Origin of the sequence: Dyella humi, from assembly GCF_044904605.1 — a bacterium.
In the GTDB taxonomy this organism is placed as follows: Bacteria; Pseudomonadota; Gammaproteobacteria; order Xanthomonadales; family Rhodanobacteraceae; genus Dyella_B; species Dyella_B humi.
In genome coordinates, this window is sequence record NZ_JADIKI010000021.1 from 79,532 (window position 1) to 104,903 (window position 25,372).

A 25,372-nucleotide genomic window follows, 5' to 3' on the forward strand; every position below is an offset into this window, starting at 1 on the left:
TTATGCAAACGACAATTCGCTGCTGGGAGAATGGCTTCTGATCCTGCGCGAGATTTCACGCGCCAATTTTTCAATGTGCGGCGGCTTCACGATCGACAGATGGCTGCCACCGATCCTTGACACTTCAAGACGATCTCCCAACAGATCGCGCCAACCGAAAGTCAGGTCCTCACCCTCGTTACGGTCGGCGGCAAAGAACGTCACAGTCACCTTTGTGGGCGGAGTCTCATACTCGACGGCGGCCTTGGCGCCCGCCCGATAGACCGCCAACGTTCGCTTCAGAAACGCCATATCGAGATGGGCCGGAAGCAGTGCTTCGCGTTGGCACACGGCGACCATGGCGTCGACATCTTTGCTCTCCATCAGTGCCATCAGCTCATCGTAGGCAGGATGCTGCCGCGCATCGGCGACATCCGGATTCAGATCGACGATCCAATTCAGCAAGGCGCTGCATTCGTCGAATTCGAGCGTATTTTCTAAACGTCGTTGAGCCCGCTGGAATGGACTGCTGCCCGTATCGATCATCCCCACGAATCGCACGGCTTCACCGGCCATAAGCAATTGATGGGCGATTTCATAGGCGATCATGCCGCCCAGCGACCAGCCCGCAATCATGTAGGGGCCGGACGCCTGGACTTGCCGCATGGCCTTCACGTAGACAGCTGCCGAGTCGTGGATGCTTGTGTGCGGCATCTCACCCACGGCAATGCCGCTGGCTGCCAAGGCGTAAACAGGTTGATTGGCATCCAGATATCGCGCCAGGTCAACGGCATACTGAACCTCCCCGCCGATGGGGTGAATGAGGAACAGTGGCGTCAAGTTGCCATGCGGGCGAATGGGAACAAGGTTCGATGGCAAAAGGGGGCTCGCTGGCAATGGCGGCAGCGCGCTGATACCGATATCGGCATGGGCCAGCTTCGGCATCAATGCTGAAATCGTGGGTGCCTCGAACAAAGCGCGCAACGGCAGATCGACATGCAGCGCACGCTTTATCCGCGACACCATCTGCGTGGCCAACAACGACTGCCCTCCCAACGCGAAGAAATCATCGAAGACACCGACCTTGTCGACACCCAGAACATCAGCCCAGATGTCCGCGATGATCTGCTCGGTCGGTGTGCGCGGTGCCACATACGCGGCATCGCTTTGCGTCGGGTCCGGTGCCGGTAGCGCCTTGCGATCCACCTTGCCGTTCACCGTCAACGGCAGGGCTTTCAGCACTACATAGGCGGTCGGCACCATGTATTCCGGCAGCCGCTGTACCAGGCCGGTACGACAGGCTGTCACCAACGCAGTCTCCTCTTGCTCACCATCCTGCATCGGCACTACGTATGCCACCAACCGCTTCTCGCCCGGCACGTCTTCGCGCAGCGTCACCGCCGCGGCCTGCACATCGGCCAGCCCCGACAACTGCTGCTCAATCTCGCCGAGCTCGATGCGGAAGCCGCGCAGCTTCACTTGCTCGTCCCGGCGTCCCAGGAATTCCAGTTCACCATCCGCCCGATAACGCACCAGGTCACCCGTGCGATATAAGCGCGCTCCCGCTTGGCTGGCGAACGGATCGACCACGAAACGCTCCCCGGTCAGCTCTGCGCGCCCCAGGTAACCCAGCGTCACGCACTCACCCCCGATGTACAGCTCACCCACGCTGCCCATCGGCTGCAACTGCATGCCCTCGCCGAGCACATACAACTGGGTGTTGCCGATCGCGCGACCGATCGGTGCCGCCACGCCGTCCAGCATGTCCAGTACTGCCGCATCCGACAGCCGCCACACGCTGCAACCCACGGTCGCCTCGGTCGGGCCATACTCGTTCACGAAGGTTGCCGCCGGCAGCAGCTCACCTTTCCAGCGGCGTAATGTCGCCAGGCTGAGCTGCTCGCCGCCCACGACGATGCAGTGCGCCGCTTCGCTCTCCACACTGGTTTCATCCACCGCTGCAGCTTCGTCCAGATAGGACAGTGCCTCCAGGTGCGCCGGTGTGATCTTGAACAGCCACGGTGCTCCCGGTGCGAACAATCTTGCCGACAGCTGCGGCAACGTCCGTTCGTCATCCGCCAGCAACACCACCGGTTTGCCCACCAGCAACGGCGGCAGCACGGTCGTTACCGTCGCATCGAATCCCAGCGGTGAACTCACGACCGAGCCGACGATGTCGTCGCGCAGGTATTCATGCACGGCATGCCATACGTAGTTCAGCAGTGACTTATGCGCCACCATCACGCCCTTCGGCTTGCCCGTCGAACCCGAGGTATAAATCACGTAGGCCATGTTGCCTGGCTGCGTGTGGTTCTCAAGGTCATCGTCCGCATAACCACGCAACACGTCGGCGTCGCTGTCCAGGCAGAACACGTGCACACCCGGCAATGCTGGCATGCGATCCCGCACATGTTGCTGCGTCACGACTACGGCCGGCTTAGCGTCGGTCAGGATCGTACCCAGTCGTTCCTGAGGATAGGCCGGATCGAGCGGCACATAACCGCCACCCGCTTTCAGAACGCCGTACAGCCCCACGATCATGTCGATCGAGCGTTCGACGCACAGGCCGACCAGCGTATCCGGCCCAACGCCAAGCGTGCGCAAGTGGCGCGCCAGACGGTTGGCGTGTGCATTGAGTTGCGCATAGCTCAATGACACGTCTTCGTAGATCACTGCCACGTGGTCGGGTGTGCGTGCAACTTGCGCTTCGAACCATTGATGCAGCGTCTGCCGCTCACTCGGATAGACTGCGGCGGTATCGTTGAAGGTATGCAGCAGTTGATGACGTTCGGCTTCGCTCAGCATCACCAGCTTGCCGACAGCACAGCGGGGATTGGCTGCGATCGCTTGCAGCAAGCGGACGAAATGATCCGCCATGCGTTCAATCGTGCGCCGCTCGAACAGGTCGGTACTGTATTCAAAGTGGCCCTTCATGCCTTCCTTGCCTTCCACCAAGCTCAACGTCAGGTCGAACTTAGCGGTGACACTGTCGTGGTCGAGCAGATTCATCGACAGGCCCGGCAACGTCAGTTCACCCATCGGCGCGTTCTGCAACACCAGCATCACTTGGAACAACGGCGTATAGCTGGTATGCCGCTCCGGCTGCAGCATTTCGACCAGTTGCTCGAATGGCACGTCCTGATGGGCATACGCATCCAGCGTGTGCTGACGCACTTGCTGCAGTAGCGTGTGGAAATCCTGTGTAAGGTCGACCTGGGTGCGCAGTACAAGGGTGTTGACGAAGAAGCCGATCAGGTCTTCGATGTCGCCGTTGTTGCGGTTGGCAATCGGGGTGCCGATGCAGATGTCGCTTTGCCCGGCGTAACGTGCCAGCAAGACGTTGAAGGCAGCGGACAACGTCATGAACAAGCTGCTTTGCGTTTTCCTGCTCAAGGCTTTCAGCTTGTCGCCCAGTTCCGCCGGTATGACAAACAGCAGCGAGGCACCCCGTTGACTCTGCACGGACGGGCGTGGCCGATCCGTGGGGAGCGTCAACAATGACGGACTGCCCGCCAATTGATTCTTCCAATAATCCAGTTGTTTCGCCAGGACCTCGCCGCTCAGCCACTGCCGTTGCCAGTTGGCAAAATCGACATAGCGCATCGGCAATGCCGGTAGCGACAACGGCAAGCCAAGCGCATGGCTCGCGTAAAACGCGGCGACCTCCCGCATCAGGATGCCCATGGACCAGCCATCGGACACGATGTGATGCATGGTCAGCAGCAACAGATATTCCTGGCTCTCCAACTGCACCAGGCTGCCGCGGATCAAAGGTCCGGTCTGCAGGTCGAAGGGCGTGCGTGTTTCATCGCGGATCAGCCATTCCGCCCTCGCTTTGCGCTCGTGCTGCGCCAGATGACGCAAATCATGAAAGGCGAGTGTCCATTCCAACCGCGGCCGGATTCGCTGCGCCGGCGCCCCATCCACCGTTTCAAAGTACGCTCGCAGCGCATCGTGTCGACATACCACGTCATCGAGGGAACGTTCCAGCGCTTCGCGATGGAGCTCGCCTTTCAATCGCACCGCTATCGGCATGTTGTAGGCCGCACTCCGGCTTTCGAATTGATCCAGCAGCCACAGCCGCTGCTGCGCAAACGACAATGGAAACGCCTCGCTCGGTTCGACGAGTGTTTGCGGTTCGTCTATGAATTCCATGCTTGCCGGGGCGATGTGATTGACCATCTCGATCAGCGTCGGCGCATCAAAAATGGCACGCACCGACAGAGGGGCCCGGAAGACTGCGGCGATCCGCGACACCAGTTGCGTCGCCAGCAGCGAATGGCCACCTAGTTCGAAGAAATTGTCGTGAATACCGACCTTGTCGAGCTTGAGCACATCCATCCAGATCGCCGCCATGCGTTGTTCGTCTGGCGTACGCGGCGCGATATACGCCACATCGTTGCGCGTCATGTCGGGCGCCGGCAATGCCTTGCGGTCGATCTTGCCGTTCGAGGTCAGCGGCATGCGGTCGAGCGTGACGAAATAGCTTGGCACCATGTAGTCGGGTAGCTTCTGCGACAGTATCGAGCGCAGCTGCGTTTCGTCCGGCAACGCTTGTCCGTCGCGCGGCACGAGGTAGGCGACGAGCCGCTTGTCGCCGACATGATCTTCCCGTGTCAGCACCACCACTTCACCGGCCAATGTCTGCAGCGCCGATTCGATTTCACCCAGTTCGATGCGCAAGCCGCGTATCTTCACCTGATGGTCGCTGCGGCCCAGGTATTCGATCGTGCCGTCCGGCAGATAGCGCGCCACGTCACCCGACAAGTACATGCGTGCACCGGGCGTGGCACTGAACGGATTGGGGATGAAGGCCTGTGCGGTGAGATCCGGGCGATTGACGTAACCGCGCGCCAGGCCGATACCTGCGATGTACAGATGACCGGCCACGCCCACCGGCACCGGATTGAGCGCCTCGTCCAGAATATGGATCTGAATGTTCGCAATCGGACGTCCGATCGGCACGCAGCTCAGCGCGCTGTCCTTGCGACACGTCCACGCCGTGACGTCGACCGACGCCTCGGTTGGGCCGTATAGATTATGCAGTGCGACGTGGTTCCATTTCGCAAAGAAGCGCTGCTGCAGATCCAGCGGCAAGGCCTGTCCGCTGCACATCACCTGACGCAGGGAACGTCCGCATTCGCCGGCTTCGTTGATGAACACCTCCAGCATTGGCGGTACGAAATGCAGCGTCGTGATGCTTTGGGCATCGATCAGCTCGGCCAGATAGGTCACATCCTGATGACCACCGGGTCTGGCCACTACTAGTGTCGCCCCTTCGATCAAGGGCCAGAAGAACTCCCATACCGACACGTCGAAGCTGTAGGGCGTCTTCTGCAGCACGCGGTCCGCCGCGGTCAGCGGGTACGCCTCCTGCATCCACTGCAAGCGGTTCACAATGCCCTGCTGATCGATGCCAACGCCCTTGGGCTTGCCGGTCGAACCGGAGGTGTAGATCACATAGGCCAAGTTGTTAGGCTGGACGTGATGTTCAAGATCGGTCGTTGCGTACTGCACCAGCACTGATGCGTCGTCATCCAGTGCAAACACCGACACGCCGGATACATCAGGCACCCGCTCGCGCACATGCTGCTGGGTCAGCACCACGGCTAGTCTTGCGTCTTCCACGATGGTGGCCAGGCGATCTGGCGGATAGCTCGGTTCCAGCGGCACGTAGGCGCCACCCGCCTTCAGGATGCCGTACAAGCCGACCATCATGCCCAACGAACGTTCGACGCACAGGCCCACCAGTGAATCCGGCCCCACGCCCAGGCTGCGCAGATGCCGCGCCAGGCGATTAGCCCGCGCGTTGAGTTGCGCATAGCTCAACGACACACCCTCGTAGATCACCGCCACGTGGTCGGGTGTGCGAGCGACTTGCGCTTCGAACAGCTGCTGCAGGGTGTGCATACCAGGCTGCACATTCGGATACAGCTTCGCTGTGTCGTTGAAGGTATGCAGCAATTGATGACGCTCGGCATCGCCCAGCATCGGCAATTCGCCGACAGCACGATGAGGATGGGCCACGATCGCCTGCAGCAAGCGGGTGAAGTGATCCGCCATGCGTTCGATCGTGCGCCGCTCGAAGAGGTCGGCACGGTATTCCAAATAGCCCTGCAGGCCATCCTTGCCTTCCGTCAGACTCAGCGTGAGATCGAACTTGGCGGTCACGCTTTCGTTCTCCAGCACGTGCATGGCCAGACCCGGCAACGCCAAGGTGTCGATCGGGGTGTTCTGCAGCACCAGCATCACCTGGAACAACGGCGTGTAGCTGGCATGCCGTTCCGGCTGCAACGCCTCGACCAGTTGTTCGAACGGCACGTCCTGGTGCGCATACGCATCCAGCGTGTGCTGTCGTACTTGTTCAAGCAATGTGTGGAAATCGGCGGCCAGATCGACCTGGGTGCGCAACACCAGGGTGTTGACGAAGAAGCCGATCAGGTCTTCGATTTCGCGACGATTGCGATTGGCGATCGGCGTACCGATGCAGATGTCGTTCTGTCCGGCGTAGCGTGCCAACAGAACGTTGAACGCCGCACACAGCGTCATGAACAGCGTGCTTTGCGTCGGCTTACTCAATGCCTGCAGTTCGGCCACCAATGCGGCCGGGAGCGCGAACGGCACACTGGCACCGTCGTGCCCCAATCGCGCGGGTCGCGGTCGGTCGGTAGGCAGCGTCAGCAAGCTCGGGCTGTCGGCCAGTTGCTGCCTCCAGTAACTCAGCTGCCGCTCCAGCACGTCGCCGCTCAACCACTGCCGTTGCCAGTGCGCGAAGTCCGCGTATTGAATCGGCAATTCGGGCAGTGGCGACGGCAGGCCCTCAATGAAGGCCCGATACAGGGCAGCGACTTCCCGCACCACCACGCCCATCGACCAGCCGTCCGATACGATGTGATGGATCGTCAGCAGCAGGATGTGCTCTTGCTCGGCTAGCCGAATCAGGCGGAAGCGGATCAACGGACCGGCCGCCAGGTCGAAAGGCTGGCTCGCCTCCTGCTGCATGCGCAAGCCAGCGCGTGTCTCGCGTTCCGCAGCTGGTAGGTCGCTCAGATCGACGATCTCCAATGTCAGCGGCGACGCCGGCGCAATGCGTTGTACGGGTTCCTCGCCAGCCATCACGAACGAGGTGCGCAGCGCTTCATGGCGACGCACGATTTCGTTGAGTGTGTGCGCCAGTGCATCGACGTCCAGATGGCCTGTCAAACGAACGACCACCGGAATGTTGTAGACCGCACGTTGGGGTTCATATTGATCGAGGAACCACAGCCGCTGCTGTGCGAACGACAGTGGCAACGCCTGTTCCCGCCCAATGCGTTGGATCGGCGCGGCGTCCGGCTTGAGTTCGCTCTGCGCGGCCAACACAACGAGTTCTGCCAGCATCGGCGCTTCGAACACTGCACGCAGCGGCAGGTCGACGTCGAACGCCGCACAGATCCGCGAGTGCAGTTGCGTCGCCAGCAGCGAATGACCGCCCAGCTCGAAGAAGTTGTCGTAGATGCCGACCTTCTCCCGCTTCAACACCTCCATCCAGATGCCAGCCATCTTCTGTTCGTCTGCATTACGCGGTGCGATGTAGCCGGCATCGCTGCGTGTCATGTCGGGCACCGGCAACGCCTTGCGGTCGACCTTGCCGTTCGGCGTCAAAGGCATGCGATCCAGTGTGACGAAACTGGCTGGCACCATGTATTCCGGCAGATCCCGCAATAGCGCGGCGCGAAGTTGCGTCACATCAGGGATGCCCTGCCCGCCATGTGGTACGAGGTAAGCCACCAGGCGCTTGTCGCCCGGATCATCTTCCCGTGCCAGCACCACGGTTTCGCGGATGTGCGACAGCGCCTGCAGCCTTGCCTCGATTTCGCCCAGTTCGATGCGGAAGCCGCGGATCTTCACCTGGAAGTCGTTGCGGCTCAGGAATTCGATGCTGCCGTCGGGCAGATAGCGACCTAGGTCGCCGGTCTTGTACAGGCGCGCGTCGGCGTGACCCGCAGGTGCGAAGGGATCGGCAATGAATCGCTCCTGCGTCAGTGCCGGCAGATTGAGATAACCGAGCGCGACACCGGCACCGCCGATGTAGAGCTCTCCGGCCACACCGATCGGAACAGGTTGCAGATATCGATCCAACAAATAAATGCAGGTACGCCCGATCGGACGGCCAATCGGAATGCTGCGACCTGGCGCTACCTGCGTAATGTCATGGGTGGCGGCGAAGGTGGTGGTTTCGGTCGGTCCATAGCCGTTGATCAGCCGCTTCGGCGGATGGTTCTGCAACACCTGTCGGATGATGTGCGGATCAAGCACGTCGCCGCCCACGATCAAGGCACGCAGTCGAGTCATCGCGCTGCCTAGCGCCTGCGCGTACTGATTGAACAGTCCCACCGTCATCCACATGCACGTAACGTGTTGCGCATGGATGAGTGACGCCAGCCTGGCCGATGCCATCAGGTCATCCTGATTGACGATGACGATGGCCGCGCCGGTTTGCAGCGGCACCCAGATTTCCAGTGTGCTTGCATCGAAGGCGGGATTAGCGGCACAGGCGAACCGATCGCCGGGCTGCAGATCGAGGTAGCCATTGTCGATGGCGAGACGCTCGATCGCGCGATGGGGAATCTGCACGCCCTTGGGCTGCCCGGTCGAGCCCGAGGTGTACATGATGTAGGCGCAGGCAGCACCGTCGATTGTGGTGGTCAGGTTGTGTTCGGGCTGTTGCGCAAGTTCGCTCCAGGTATCTGCCTGATCAAGCTCCACCCTTCCAAAGAGATCCGGCGCGTCGATGCTGCTCCACGTAATGAGGCATCGTGCGTCACTGTCTTCGAGCATGTGCGTCTGGCGATCGATCGGAAGCACGGCATCGAGCGGCACGTAGGCAGCGCCGGCCTTGACGACGGCGAGCTCGGCAACGATCAGGTCCATGCTGCGCGGCAAAGCGATGGCGACGGCATCGCCGTTTTGGATGCCGCGCGTGCGCAGCACATGCGCCAATTGGTTGGCTCGCCGATTGAGCTGTGCGTAGCTGTAGTGCTGCTTGCCATCGACGATGGCCAAGGCATCGGGGTGCTGCTGTGCTAATTGCTCGAAGCGCTGATGAATGCACAGCGCTGCCGACTTGGATGTCTCGGATGGATAAACGGAGGCTATGTCGTTGAACGCATAGAGCAGCTGGTAGCGCTCGGCTTCGCCCAGCATCGGCAATTCGCCGACGGCATGATGAGGATGGACCACAATCGCCTGCAGCAAGCGGATGAAATGATCCGCCATGCGTTCGATCGTGCGCCGCTCGAACAGGTCGGTGCGGTATTCGAAATAGCCTTGCAAGCCGTCCTTGCCTTCCGTCAAATGGAGTGTGAGATCGAATTTGGCGGTGACGCTTTCGTTCTCCAGCACATTCATGGCCAGACCCGGCAACGCCAAGTCATCCATTGGCGTGTTTTGCAGCACCAGCATCACCTGGAACAACGGTGTGTAGCTGGTATGACGCTCCGGCTGCAGCACTTCGACCAGTTGTTCGAACGGCACATCCTGGTGTGCATACGCATCCAAGGTGTGCTGTCGCACTTGCCGCAGCAGTGCGTTGAAATCGCACGCCAGGTCCACCTGGGTGCGTAGTACCAGGGTATTGACGAAGAAGCCGATCAGGCTCTCGATTTCGCTGCGATTGCGATTGGCGATCGGTGTGCCGATGCAGATGTCGCTCTGTCCAGCGTAGCGCGCCAGCAGCACGTTGAAGGCGGCGCATAAGGTCATGAACAGCGTGCTTTGCGTCGGCTTGCCCAGCACCTGCAGCTCAGCCACCAGTGCTGCCGGTGCCGTCAATGGAACGGTCGCTCCTGAGTGGCTCAGTCGTGAAGGCCGCGGCCGGTCGGTGGGCAGCGTCAGCAGGCTTGGGGTGTCGGCCAGTTGCTGCCTCCAGTAACTCAGCTGCCGCTCCAGCACGTCGCCGCTTAACCATTGGCGTTGCCAGTGCGCAAAATCCGCATATTGAATCGGCAATTCGGGCAAAGGCGACCGCCGGCCTTCCAGGAAGGCCCGATACAAGGCGACCACTTCCCGCACCACGACCCCCATCGACCAGCCATCCGAAACGATGTGATGGATCGTCAACAGTAGGATGTGCTCCTGCTCGGCTAGCCGGATCAAGCCAAAGCGGATCAAAGGACCGATGGCCAGGTCGAAAGGTTTACCCGCTTCTTCCTGCATGAGCAGGCTTGTCCGGGTTTCCCGTTCCGCGGACGGCAAGTCGCTGAGATCGGTAATCGGCAACGCCAATGGTGATGCCGGCATAATGATTTGCACGGTCTCGTCGCCGTCCATGGCAAACGTCGTACGCAGGGCCTCATGACGGCGCACGATTTCGTTGAGCGTGCGTGCGAACGCGTCTGCATTGAGATCGCCGGTCAAGCGAACGGCCGCCGGGATGTTGTAGATCGCACGCTGCGGCTCGTATTGCTCGAGGAACCATAGGCGCTGCTGCGCGAACGATAGACGTAATGGTGCTTCGCGCAGCATGGGCTGTATCGCCGATGGCATCGCCTGCTCGTGCAACGTCGCCGAATCGAGCGAATCGATGCGCACGACGAGCAATTTCATGGTCGGCGCTTCGAAGATCGCTTGTACCGGCACCTCGATCCCGAATTCGGTGCGTATCTTGGATGCCAGCTGTGTCGCCAGTAAGGAATCTCCGCCAAGTTCAAAGAAATCGTCGTCGAGCTCCACCGATGGGCGCCCGAACAATTCCTGCCACATCGTGGCCATCGCATCCTTGCGGCTGATCGCATCCTTCCTCGCTTCCATCGCTGGCAGTGCGGATGGAACCGAAACATCGCGCCGGCCGAATGACGACGACGAGCCCACAGCAACAAACGTATCGGGAAGATCCGGATAAGGCACATCGGTCCAGTAGCGTTCCCGCGCAAACGGATAGGTAGGCAGACTGATACGGCTGGGACGACCCAGGCCGGCGTCCCCATACAAAACGTTCCAATCGAAGCTGAGGCCCTTGACCCACAGTTCAAGCAACTTACCGAACTTGCCCTTCGCGACCCACGCCTGGACCATCACGGTCAGGTCTTCGTCGCCCGCAAGCATCGACAGCGCGCCACGCTTGGCATGGCCGTGATACACGCCCTCGACATCGTCCTTGCCGGAAACGAAGGCCGCCAACTTGAGCTGTAAATCGTCCAGCGAATCCACCAGCAGGGCCAATCGCTCCTCCATCGCTTCACGGCCGACTTGCAGGGTGTAGGCCATATTCGCCAACGTCAGATCAGCGGCGACATGTTTCGAGGTGATCAACGCCAATAGCCGCTGCACTTGCTCTTGCAGCCTCTCCTTGTTGCGGGCCGAAAGCACGACCATGGCCTGGCCTAGGTTCGCTTGCGTGGAAATACCATCCGCGTGCGGCGGCGGAATATATTCTTCGATCACCACATGGGCGTTGGCACCGCCGGCACCAAACGAGGAAACGCCAGCGATCCTCGGAATTTCGTGCTGTTGACCACCCATCTCCAACACCGGGCGCGGCCAATGCGCCAAGCTCTGCTGTAGGACAAAGGGCGTATCGGCGAATTTGATGTTCGGATTCGGCGTGCTCGCATGCAGCGTGGGCGCCAGCATCTGGTGCTTCATCTGCATCAACACCTTACTGATGCCCACGAAGCCGCTTGCGCTCTCGCTGTGGCCGACATTCGACTTGGCCGAACCGATGGCACAGAACTGCTTGTCTTGAGTCCAGTTTCGGAACGCCTTGGATAATCCAGCAATCTCGATGGGATCGCCCAGGTTGCTGCCTGTACCCTGCGCTTCCACATAACTGACGCAGCGCGCATCGACACCTGCCCGTTGCAGCGCATCGCTCACCAACTGCGCCTGCATATTCGGATTGGGAACCATGTAGCTATGGGTCTTTCCACCCGAATTGACTGCGCTTCCCTTGATGACGCCATAGATATGGTCGCCATCGGCAACCGCGCGATGCAAGGGCTTGAGCACGAATGCACCGACTGCCTCGCTGTCCACGAAGCCGTCGCCATCCGCCCCGAACGACCTGCATTGGTCACCGCTGGACAACATCATCAGCGACGACAGATCGATCAGGTGGGCGGGTGCAGTGATCAGATTCACACCGCCTGCAATGGCCACCTCGCTGTCGCCGCTACGCAGGCTATTGACCGCCAGGTGCACGGCCGTCAGCGTGGACGAGCAGGCGGTATCCACCGCCATGCTGGGCCCTTGAAAATTGAATAGGTAGGAAACACGATTGGCGAACGACCAGAAACGCACACCGGTCGGATAATGCTCGTTCAAGACGCCGACGAACGCGCCGATCTTTCTGCTCCGGCACAGGCTCTCCGGCGTGTAACCCGCGTCTTCAATACTTGCGTAGACCTCTTGCAGGAATAGCCGCTCCTGCGGACTCATCAATTGCGCTTCGCGTGGGTTGATATTGAAAAACAGGCGATCGAAACAATCCACGTCGTCCAGCAGACCTGCCCATTTGGTGTTGGTTTTTCCGGGTTGATTCTTTCGCTCGTCGTAGAATCGACTGTTGTCCCAGCGCTCCGGCGGCACTTCCGAAATACAGTTGCGACCCGCGGCAAGGTTGTCCCAGAACTCGTTGACATCGGCGGCGCCTGGGTAACGTCCAGAGAGGCCGATGATCGCCACGTCGAACTGTGAAGTGGCAGGCACGGTTACCGTTGTTGACGCCGGCCTGAAAGCCTCAGATTCGTCACCCCGCCGAACGCCGGGGCCCAGCGACTTTGTTGATCGATCAAGATGCTGGACCCTGGCGTTCGCCGGGGTAACGAAGGTCATGTCCTCTTCCGTATGAAAACGAGTTGATTCGTAGCCTTGATTTGAAAGCAAAGTCGCTGGGTCCCGGCGTTCGCCGGGACGACGAGGTTGAGATTCTTCCGCAAGCTCTTCGATCGCCGACGACGATGGTGCAGCAATCGCATCCAGGCCCGTCCAACGCATCAGCGTTTCTGCCTGAGTCTGCATGAAATACTCGACCAGGCTCTCAATGTCCTGATATTCGAACAGCAAGGTCGTGCTAATGCTGTCTGCGCCAAATACGTCGCCTAAGGCATTGGTCAATTCCATAACGAGGAACGAATCGATGCCGTATTCGTTAAAACCGATGTTCGCCTGGATGGCATCTGCTGAAAGATTGATGCTCTTGCCGATCAACTTTTTGAACTGACTGATGCTCCTTTCGCGCAACAGTTCGCTCGCCGGAAGGTCGGCCAGCGCAACCACCTTGTCGCTATCACGGCTGCCAGATGAGATAACGCCGTTCAAATCGGTCATGTTTGACGTATTCCGGTCAATGCCCATGCCACGTGTCGAATCGGGATCGAAGACACGAAAACTGAATTGTTTGAAGCGAACGCAGACGAGGCCTGTCGAGTCGCACAAATCGATATCGAGTTTCTGGACCGCATCACTCGCATTGGATCCTGCGCTGTAGCGCACGATCGCCCACATCTGGCTGGAGCAAGGCGCCAACACTTCTAGTCCTTCGAGCGCAAAGGGCAATGCCAGCGCGATCTCCTGCGTTCCCGTAGCGGTCAGTTGAAGCCCCACCGGTGCCTGCAAGGCCGCATCGAGCAGACTCGGATGCAACGTATAGTGCTCGAGCGTCGATGCCACCGAAGCCGGCAACGTGATCTGTGCCAGCACTTGCCCGTTGCCGACGAACACGTCATTCAGACCACGGAAGCCTGCGCCATAATGCAAGCCCTTCTGATCGAAGACGGCGTAACACTGCGCAGCACTGAAATGCGCAATGTTGCATTGCTCACGCCATGCGGCAAGATCGTGCCGGGTACTAACAGCATCTGCCTTGGCCGTCGCTGTCAGTACGGTGCCCTGGCCGTACAGGGTCACCTCTTCCCCGTTATCGCTGTAGATGTCGTAGCGGATCGCTCCACCCTTTTGCGGACGAAGGGCTAGATGCAGGCTGAGTCCCGCTGCATCCATCACGACGGGACGCGCCCACGTCACCTTGCTCAACGATAAACCGCTCTCCAGATGCGTCGCTTCGCGCGCGCCGGCAAGCGCCATCTCCAGTTGCGCCACACCCGGCAACACGTGCATGCCCGCTACGCGGTGGTCGGCGAAGAAGAACTCATCGCCATGGAAGTGGCTGCTGAATCGTTGCACCGACAGGTCCGACGTATTTCGATGGAGCAAGGGATGCAGAATCTGCTGCGGTGCGCTTGACGGCGCAGCCAGACCATAGCGCTCGCGTGCAAAGGCATACGTCGGCAGGCTGACACGGTGCGGTTTGTGTTCACCGTATAGGCTGAGCCAGTCCACATGCTCGCCGGTGACCCAGCGCTCCACGATTCGATCCCACTGCCCTTGCGTTGCCCATTCGCGCAACGTCACGACCATGTTGTCATCTTGCACAGTAGCGGCGCCTTTCTCACGGCGCGCCTGTCCACGATGCAGTGCGAAATGCCAGCCCCCTCCCCCCTCCGGGGAGAGGGTTGGGGTGAGGGGCCAAGGCTTGCCTGGAACTTCATCGCTGCCGATATGCCCTAGCTTTGTTGTGTCGTTGTTCTGCAGATTGCGCGAGGTTCGCCCCTCACCCCCGCCCTCTCCCCGGAGGGGAGAGGGAGAAAGTGTGAGGGCGTGCATCAGCTTCTCGCGTAGATCAGATAGCGAGTCAACCACTACACCCAATCGCTCCTCCATCCCTTCACGACCAACCTGCAGCGTGTACGCCAGGTCGACCAGCGCGATGTCCTGCGCTGCTGGCGAGCCCAGGAAATTCACCAGCTGTTGCACCTGCTCACGCAAGCGATCTTCATTGCGTGCCGATAACACCACTGCGGCTGGACCATCGATCGACGGCAGCTTCGCGACTGGGAGGTATTCCTCCAACACCACGTGCGTATTCACGCCGCCGAAGCCGAACGAGCTCACGCCGGCACAGCGCGGCAAAGCCTTCCCCTGCGGGTCGTGTACGGCCGTCCATTCGCGTGCCTCCTGCACCACGTAGAAAGGACTTCCGTTCAAATCGATGTACGGATTGAGATTCTCGCTGTGCAGACTTTTCACCAGCGTCTTGTGCTTCATCTGCAGCAAGACCTTCACTACGCCCGCGATGCCGGCCGCCAATTCGAGATGACCAATATTGGTCTTGACCGAACCGAGCCCGCAGTGCGCCGCCACCACGTCGCTCTCGCCCGTGGCCGCGTACAGTTCCTTGAAGGCTGCCTTCAGGCCATTGATCTCCACCGGATCACCCAGTGGCGTGCCGGTACCGTGCGTTTCGATATAGGTGACGGTGCGCGGATCGATGCCCGCCTGCTGGTGAGCTTTCCTGATGACTGCTGCCTGCGCCTTCGTATTGGGCGCGGTCAACGAATTGGCGCGACCGCCGTGGTTCTCGGCGCTGCCGCGAATCAGGCCATAAATATGGTCGCCATCGCGCTCGGCCTCCGACAGTTTTTTCAATACCAGCATCGCGACGCCTTCGCCGCGTACGTAACCGTTGGCCTCGCTGGAGAAGGTCTTGCAGCGCCCGTCTTCGCACAGCATGCCCGACTTGTTGAGGCTGATATGCGCCTCGGGCGTCACGATAGTGTTCACCGCACCGACGATGGCGATCGACGAGTCACCATTTTGAATGGCCGCCACGCCACGCCGCAGCGCTACCAGTGAGCTGGAGCACGCCGTTTCCACCGGCTCGCTCGGGCCGTGGAAATCAAGCAGGTAGCTGATGCGGTTCGGGCCGACGGAAGGTACGCCGCCGGTCGACGAAAAGGCTTGGCCCCACAGATTGGCGCGATGGAGCAGCGTGCCGTATCCGGGAGCACCGGTGCCGACATAGATGGCCGTATCGCTGCCCGACAGCGCCGCACCGGCATAGCCGGCATCTTCCAGCGCCTTCCAGATGTGGATCATCATCAGGCGCTGCTGTGGATCCATCATCTGCGCTTCTTTGGGCGAGATGTTGAAGAACATGGGGTCGAATTCATCGACACCATCGATGAAGCCGCCCCACTTGATGTTGGTCCTGTTTTCTTCCCGCGCCGGGTCGCCGTACAAGGCCCGCCAATCCCAGCGCTCAGGCGGAATCTCGCTAATGCAATCCTTGCCCTCGCGCAGGTTGCGCCAGAACGCATCGAGGTCCTGCGCATGCGGGAACTGGCCGCTCATACCGATGATCGCGATCGGTTCAGATGATGGTCTTGATGTCACGGCTTCCGCAGCGAGCTTGCGAGAAAGCCTCACACTCGTCGCGCCGGCGAACGCCGGAGTCCAACGTCTTGATTGGCCAACAAAGTCGCTAGGCCCCGGCGTTCGCCGGGGTGACGACGGTAAGGAATGTTTTTTTACATCCTCTGCGACTGGAGTGGGCAAGGCATTGTTTGTCGCAGCGAACTGCGGGGCTATCGCCTCGTTATGTTCCCGCACCAGATAATCGGCCAGACCATGGATCGTCGGGTATTCGAAGAAGATCATCGGCTTCAGCTCAAGCTGATAGCGCTGGTTCATGGCATTGCAGAATTCGGTCAACGTGACGGAATCGAAACCGTATTCGCTCAAAACGGTTTCGCCGTCGATGTCTTCCGCATGGACCTTGATCAGCGACGACGCGAGCTCAACCAGTGTCTGCCTCACTTGCTCCGCCAAGTTCGGTATTACCTCGCAGTCATTCCGGCGAAGGCCGGAATCCATTTCGAATACTTCGTGCGAAGCACTCTGAACCAGCGTCGTGTGCTGCGCACCACGTATTTCCACTGGACCCCGGCCTTCGTCGGGGTGACGATGAGGCAGTATTGAAGGGTTCGAGGGATGACCGAGCAACACCTGTCGAATACGCGCTGTCTCACCCTCAACAACCAGCACTTGGTTCAACCCACTTGCCAGCGCCTGCCGCAACGCCAGCACACCACTGTCACTGGCCAGCGGATGCATACCCCACTGCTTGCTCAGCATCGTGCGTGTCGCCGCATCCACGTGCATGCCGCCTTCATCCCACAGCGGCCAGTTGATCGACAACGTATGCCCATGACGCTGCCCGCGCGCCGCCTGTTCGGCGCGATGATGCGCAAAGGCATCCATGAAGGCATTAGCTGCCGCATAGTCGGCCTGACCTACGTTGCCCACCGCACCGGCCATGGACGAGAAGCAGACGAAGCAGTCGAGCGCCATGTCGCGGCTCGCCTGATCGAGGTTCAACGTACCGGCCACTTTGGCGGCCAGCACCTCATGCAACTGCTGGCGGGTCTTCCTCACGATGAAGCTGTCGCGCAGTACACCGGCGCTATGGATGATGCCGTCCAGGCTTTCAAACTCTTCCGGAATGCTGTGCACCAACTGCGTCAACGCCACGGCATCGGTGACGTCCACCGCGTGATAGCGCACTACGGCGCCAAGTGTTTCGAGTTGGCGGATGTTCGCCTGAATGTCGTCGTTTAACGGCGAGCGTCCGGTCAGGATCAACACCGGGTTCTTAGCTTGTTGCGCAATTTCGCGTGCGAAGATCAAACCCAATCCGCCCGCACCGCCCGTGATCAGATACACGCCCTGCGCCTTCCACGGCGACGGAACATCGAACGGTGCTTGCTGCTCGGCCCAACTGCAGACTTGGCGTTCGCCATGGATGTAACGCACGAGTTGCGCGTCAGCGCCACGGTTTTCCAGCAAGGCCCGCACGACGTCCTGGCCGGCTTCGGTGCAAATCACTTGGCCGACCAGGCGCGGATTTTCCAGTTGTGCCGTGCGCAGCATGCCGCTCAAGCCGGCCATGGTCTGCTCGATACCCTGGCTCGGCATCACAATCTGGATCAGGTGTTTGCCGCGCTGGCTGTTCAGCGACTGCAGCTGCTCTAGCAAGGCGGCGGCAGCCGATTCATAGCCCTTAGCCACGTCCAGGTCAGCGGACGGAGCGGTACAGACTGCACCTGGCAGTTGTACTTGTACACGTTCAACAGTTGCCGTATCGAGACCAAACAGCATCACACGATGCTGTGCGAACATCTGTTCCTCGGCACGATCCGTGGCAGCAGGCCGCGCGGTCCATGTCGGATGCAGCAACAGGGTCTGGATCGGAGCGTCGGGCACGGTCACCTGCGGTGTCGGCCCTGTTGTCGGTAGCGGAGTCAGATCGTGCAGCAGGGATGCTTCAGGTGCTTCCTCAGCATCTGTCGAAGCCACACCATGACTGTGCATCAAGGCTTCGCCATCGTCGCTTTCGCTATAGATCTCGAAGCCGATCCGTCCGGCTTCATCGGGATAAAGCGCGATATGCAACGCCAGGCCGCCATCCCCCACGACGACCGGTTGTTCCCACATCATGTCGTTCAAGGCGATACGACCCGTTTCGCCGATCACTTCGGCGACCGCGCTGCGCGCCATTTCCAATTGCGCTACATCCGGTAATACGCGATCGCGCAAGAATGATTCGTCGCCGCTCAAACGCGTGCTGAAATGCCCCTCCTCCGAGGTGTTCCGCTGCCATAGCGGATGCAGGGCTGCGCCGGCGTCGGAGGCAACCGCCGTCGTGGCCGTCTTTATCCAATAGCGCTCGCGTGCGAACGGATAGGTGGGAAGGCTGATGCGTCGCGGCCGAACGGCGCCATACAAGCGCTGCCAGTCGAATGGCAACCCCTTCACCCACAAATCTAGCAACTTGCCGTACTTACCCTTGGCGATCCACGCCTCGACGGTAGCGGCCATGTCATCGTCGCCAGCCAGTGCGGCTAGTGCTTCCTTGTTACGCTTGACCTGTCCGCGATACAGCTCTTCGATCGCCGTCTCACCCGCCGCATACGCTCCCAGCTTTTCGCGCAGTTCGTCCAGCGACGTCACCAGCACCGCCAAGCGTTCCTCCATCGCTTCGCGCCCAACCTGCAGCGTATAGGCCAGATCGGCTAGCGTGATATCCGTGTCTGGCGCAATCGCCGACAGCAAGCGTTGCACCTGCTCGCGCAGCCGATCTTCGTTGCGTGCCGACAGCATGATCAACGCAGGGCCGTTCATGACGTACTGCGCAACCGGCGCGGCGTACTCCTCGATTACCACATGCGCGTTCGCGCCACCCGCACCGAAGGAAGAGATGCCAGCAAGCCGCGGGTACTCGCGCTTGACGCCATTCACCTCCAGCACCGGACGCGACCATGGCGACAATTCCTGCTGCACCACGAACGGCGTCTGAGAGAAATCGATATTCGGATTGAGTACGCGCGAATGCAGGCTCGGCACCAATTGCGTGTGTTTGAGTTGCAACAGCACCTTGGTGACACCGGCAATGCCGGCGGCGCTTTCACAATGGCCGATATTCGATTTGGCCGAACCGATCGCGCAGTACTGGCGGTCGCTCGTCCACTGCGCAAAGGCCTTACTCAGGCCGGCAATCTCGATCGGATCGCCCAGGCTGGTGCCGGTGCCGTGCGCCTCCACATAACTCACTGCACGTGCGTCGATACGGGCTTCGCGCAGGGCACGCTCGATCACTGCAGCCTGCGCATTCGGATTCGGCACGGTGTAGCCATTGGTCCTTCCGCCGTGGTTGATCGACGTCGCCTTGATCACGCCATAGATGTGGTCGCCATCGGCCTGCGCCTGCGCGAGTGGCTTGAGCAACACCGCGCCCACACCTTCACCAGGTACATAGCCTTCACCGCCTTCGCCGAAGCTCTCACAGCGCCCCTTGCCGGAGATGAACTTGCCTTGCGCCAGCAACAGGTACTTATTTGGATGCACTGACACATTCACGCCGCCGGCGACGGCCACCGAACACTGACCACGCTGCAACGCCTGACAAGCAAGATGGATCGCGGTCAGCGAAGACGAACACATCGTATCCAGCGCCAGACTCGGGCCGCTGAAATTGCAGAAATACGAGATACGATTGGCGATCGAAGCCGGACTTCCTGGCACCGCCAAGGCACGACCACGCTCCTGTTCCTGCGCGCCGTACAGCTGATATTCCTCGTACATCACTCCGACGAACACGCCAACATCGCCATTGGCGGCAACGTTGTCGCGCGTGTAGCCGGCGTCTTCTAGCGTAGCGTGCACGCATTCCAGGAACAGCCGTTCCTGCGGATCCATCAGTTCCGCTTCGCGCGGCGAAATATTGAAGAACAGCGGATCGAAAAGATCCACGCCATCGATAAAACCGCCCCATTTGCTATAGGTCTTGCCGGCCTTGTTGCGGTCTTCGTCGAAGTAGCGCGCATGATCCCAGCGCTCCAGCGGAATTTCGGTAATGCCGTCCTTACCTTGGCTGAGATTGGTCCAGAACTGCTGTAGATCGCTCGCCTGCGGATAACGCCCGGCCAAGCCAACGATTGCGATCTCGTCCACGGACGGTTGTGTGCTGCGCGAGATAAAACGGGAGCGCAGCGGACTTATCGTCGGCATCGCCGAACGGGTCGTAGCCTTCGCCACTTTCGCCGGTGTTGCAACCGCCATCTTTTCACCGAGCAAGGCGATCAACGCGGAGCGGTGCTGCCGCAGGAAATAATCGGTAAGCGATACGATCGTCTGATGTTCGAAGAACAAGGTCTTCGGCAACGGACCGAACACTTTTTCAAGTTGGGCGGTAAGGTCCAGCACCATCACCGAGTCGATGCCGTAAACCTCTAGCCTCGCGTTTGCATCAATGCTTTGCGGCAGCAGCTTGAGGGTGGTCGACAGCAGGCGCAGCAGATAACGCAGCGCCCGCTCATGCAGATCATCTGTCGCTGGTTCCGCAACAGCCAGTGTGGATATCGCCACTTCCGGCTTTGCAACGACATGACCAAACAAACTGGCCCTCAACTGCTCGCGATCACCCTCGGCGACCAGCACCTGCGGGGCACCGCATGCCAGCGCCTGCGCTAGTGCCGCGCAACCGCTAGCCGTGCGCAGCGGCGTCATGCCCAATGCTTGCGACAAGTAGCGACGCGTGGCGTCATCCACCTGCATGCCGCCCTCCTCCCACAGCGGCCAGTTGATCGACAAAGTGCGTCCATGCCGCGCGCCTTGCTCAACGAGGTCGCGGCGATGGTGTGCGAACGCATCCATGAACGCGTTCGCTGCTGCGTAGTCCGCCTGGCCCACATTGCCAACCGCACCAGCGACCGACGAAAAGACGACAAAACAATCCAGCGCGAGGTCGCGACTAGCTTCGTCCAGATACAACGTGCCATCGACCTTGGCGCGAAGCACCGCAGCCAACTCGTCCGGTGTCTTCTTGATGATAAAGCTGTCGCGCAGCACGCCTGCGCTGTGCAGAATGCCGTGCAACGCACCGAATTCGGCTATTGCATCGCGCAGGGTTGCATTCACTGCCTCGCGATCTCCCACGTCCAGCACGCGATAGCGCACCGTCGCACCCAGTGCTTCGAGTTCGACAAACTTCGCGTGCATAGCCTCGGTCGGTAACGAACGACCGGTGAGAATCAACGTTACGCCTTGTGCCTGACTGGCAATATCCCGCGCGAAGATCAGGCCAAGACCGCCAGCGCCGCCGGTGATCAGGTACACGCCACGGTCTTTCCATGGCGTCGGGATGTCGCCCAATCCGGGCAATTCTTCCCAACCGGCGACTTGGCGTTCACCTTCAACATAGCGAATTCGCGACACCGACTCGTACTGGTTATCCAGCAAGACTTGCGCCACATCCTGGTTCGGCTCTACACCGATCACCTGTCCGGTGATGTATGGGTATTCCAACTGCGCGGTGCGCAGCATGCCATCAAGGCCAGCAAAAACATGGCCCACCCCGCTGTTCGGCACGACCACTTGCACCACGTGCCGACCCGTTTCGCGCCCCGGTGCCTGCAGTTTCTGCAATAGATACTGCGCTGCATCGGAATAGGTCCGTGCGAGATCCAATCCACTTGCAAAGGCCACACAGCTAGCATCGGGTATCCGCGTTTGCACCCGCTCTGCGCACGCTGCATCCTGATCGCACAGCAATATCAGATGCCGCGCGATGTCGTGGCTCTTTGCACCGCTGACGCGAAGCGCTTCCCATGCAGGGCTGACCAGCAAGATCTGACTGGATGATGCAGACATGGTTCGCGCAGTCGACGCGCGCAGCGCGAGCCTTTCAAGACGCACACATACCGTACCGGCCTCATCGCATAGCTCGATATCGAACAGCAGCGATGTATCGTCTGCCGTCTCACCAAGGCTGGGGCGCACGATCGCCCATATGCTCGTGGGGCATGGCCCCAGCAGGTCCAGCGCGCCTAGGGCAGCAGGTACCCATAACGTATCCGTGCGCGAATCGTCACCCGCATGCACGAGGCCGACCGCGGCTTGCAGCGTCGCATCGAGCAGACTGGGGTGCAGCGCGTAATCGCCTTGCGTGGCTTGCAACGCCATCGGCAGCGCGATTCGCGCGAACGCCAGGCTCTTCCCAATCAAGAGTTCCTGCACACCTTGGAACGCGGTGCCGTAGTGCAGACCCATGCGATCGAACAGCGCGTAGCACTGCTGCGCATCCAGACGCGCAACGTCGCTCTGCACACGCAGCTCATCCAGGTTATAGAAGGACGGTGTCGTGACCTCCGCAACAATGACTGCACTGCCCTGGCTATATACCGTCGTATCGTCATCGCCGTGAAACTCGAAGGTGACGGTGTCATCGCCTTGCGGCTGCAGCGACAAATGCACCTCCACACCCTCGGCATCCGCCACGACCGGCCGCAGCCACGTCACATCACGCAGTCGCAGAGAAACCATCTCACCGATCGACTCACTCACCGCGCGCCGAGCCATTTCCAATTGCACGGAAGCCGGCAGTACACACACGTCGTGCACGACGTGATCGGCCAGGAAGAACTCCGAGCCACTGAAGCGCGAGCTGAAACGTTGCGCAGCGAAGGTCGACGTGTTGCGATGCAGGAGCGGATGCAGGGTTCCCGCACTCGTTTCCAATGCCGGGCCGGTCGGAATCCAGTAGTGCTCGCGCGCGAACGGATAGGTCGGCAGGCTGATCCGGCGCGGATACCGCCCTTGCGTGTACAGCCGCCGCCAATCGAACGGCAAACCTTTCGCCCACAGCTCAAGTATCTTGCTGAGGCGTCCCTTGGCCACCCAGGTGTCTATCATCGCGTCCAGGCCGTCATCCCCGGCCAAACCTAGCAACGTGTCCTGATGTTGCTTCACCTGTCCGCGATACAGCTCATCGATTACCGTTTCGCCAGACACATAAGCGGCAAGCTTTTCATGCAGCTCATCGACCGACTGCACCAGAATACCCAGGCGTTCGTCCATCGCCTCGCGGCCGACCTGCAGTGTGTAGGCAAGATCGGCCAGCGCATACTCAACGCCCGACTCGAGCGCCGACAACAAGCGATACACCTGTTCCTGCAGGCGATCCGCAGTGCGGGCGGAAAGCACCACCAATGCCGGACCTTGCGGCGCGTACGCCGCTTCCACCGGCGCAGGGCATTCTTCGATCACCACATGCGCATTTGCACCGCCTGCACCGAACGATGAAATGCCGGCAAGACGCGGGGATTCGCGCTTGATGCCGTTCACGTCCAGCATGGGACGCTCCCAGGACGACAGTTCCTGCTGCACGACAAAAGGCGTCTGCGCGAAATCGATATTCGGATTAAGTACATCCGAATGCAGGCTCGGCACTAATTGTCCGTGCTTGAGCTGCAGAAGCACTTTAGTGACGCCGGCAATACCAGCCGCACTTTCGCAGTGACCGATATTCGACTTAGCCGAACCGATCGCGCAGTACTGGCGATCGCTTGTCCACTGTCCAAATGCCTTGCTCAAGCCAGCAATCTCGATCGGATCGCCCAGACTCGTGCCAGTACCATGCGCCTCGATATAGCTAACTGCGCGCGCATCGATGCGTGCTTCGCGCAGCGCGCGCTCGATGACCTTGGCCTGTGCATTCGGATTAGGCACGGTGAAGCCATTGGTCTTGCCACCGTGATTAATGGCCGTCGCCTTGACCACGCCGTAGATGTGATCGCCATCGGCCTGCGCTTGCGCGAGTGGCTTAAGCAGCACCGCGCCCACACCCTCGCCCGGCACATAGCCTTCGCCGCCTTCGCCAAAACTCTCGCAACGCCCCTTGCCGGAGATGAACTTGCCCTGCGCGAGCATGAGGTACTTGTTCGGATGAACCGACACATTCACGCCGCCGGCGATCGCCACCGAGCAATCACCGCGCTGCAACGCATGGCAAGCCAGATGGATCGCCGTTAGCGACGACGAACACATCGTGTCAAGCATCAAGCTGGGGCCATGGAAGTTGTTGAAATACGAGATGCGGTTGGCGATCGAAGCAGGGCTGCCCGGTACCGCGATCGGCCTACCTAGCGCCTGTTCCTGCGCGGCAAACATCCGGTACTCCTCATACATCACGCCAACAAACACGCCAACGTCGCCGTCGGTCGTCACGTTATGGCGCGTGTAGCCTGCATCCTCCAGCGTGGCGTGCACGCATTCGAGGAACAGCCGCTCCTGCGGATCCATCAACTCCGCTTCGCGCGGCGAGATGTTGAAGAATAGTGGATCGAACTGATCGACACCGTCGATAAAACCGCCCCACTTGCCATAGCACTTGCCCGGCTTACTGCGGTCTTCGTCGAAGTAGCGCGCGTGATCCCAGCGCTCCAGTGGAATCTCGGTAATGCTGTCACGACCCTGACTGAGGTTGGCCCAGAACTGGTCCAGGTCCATCGCCTGTGGATAACGGCCTGCCACACCGATGATCGCGATGTCGCCGACGTCATCACTCGCAGCATGACGCGTGCGGTCTGTCGATATATACCGTGCCTGTTGCGCGATCGGCGCCACAGCGGCACGCTCTATCTTGCTTGCAGAAGGCAAGGTGGCGACCGCGGCGACAGCACGTTTTTCGCCCAGCAACTCCGCCATCACTACGCCATGCTGCCGAACGAAATATCCACTCAACGCGGCGAGCGTTTGATATTCGAAGAAGAGCGTCTTCGGCAGCTGCCCGAATTGCCGCTCCAGCGCACGCGTCAGCTCCAGCACCATGATGGAATCGATGCCGTACGCCTCCAATTGCGCTTGCGGATCGATCTTTTGCGCCGGCACTTTCAGCGTGATGGACAGGAAGCGCACGAAGTGGCGAATGGCGCGCTCATGCATGTCATCCACGCTATCCGCCACAGCTTCGGTGAGTTCCGCTGTCTCAGTGACATGTTGCGACGCTGTCACCGAGGAGGTGCCCTCATCCGCGTGGCGAGAACCATCGCCTGCCGGCGAGTCGCCTAGCACGCGCAATCCGAGCCGCTGGAATCGTAGACATGCGTTACCGTGCTCATCGCACACATCGATGTCCACCGTCTGCACGGCATCGCCGTTTGCATAGTGATCGCTCGGCCGCACGACCGCCCACATGTTGTCGGTGCAAGGCGAAAGAATGTCGAGACGATCCAGGGCG

1 protein-coding gene (only partly in view) is annotated in these 25,372 nt (G+C 60.3%); it reads right to left on the reverse strand.

Translation table 11 applies throughout. From position 1 onward, the window contains the following. On the reverse strand, positions 1-25,372 hold the 3' portion of the coding sequence (locus ISP18_RS01200) for an amino acid adenylation domain-containing protein (RefSeq protein ID WP_380016211.1). Its footprint extends 11,681 nt past the window's final position; the window shows 25,372 of its 37,053 coding nt (coding positions 11,682-37,053); its start codon lies beyond the right edge, outside the window; its stop codon occupies positions 1-3.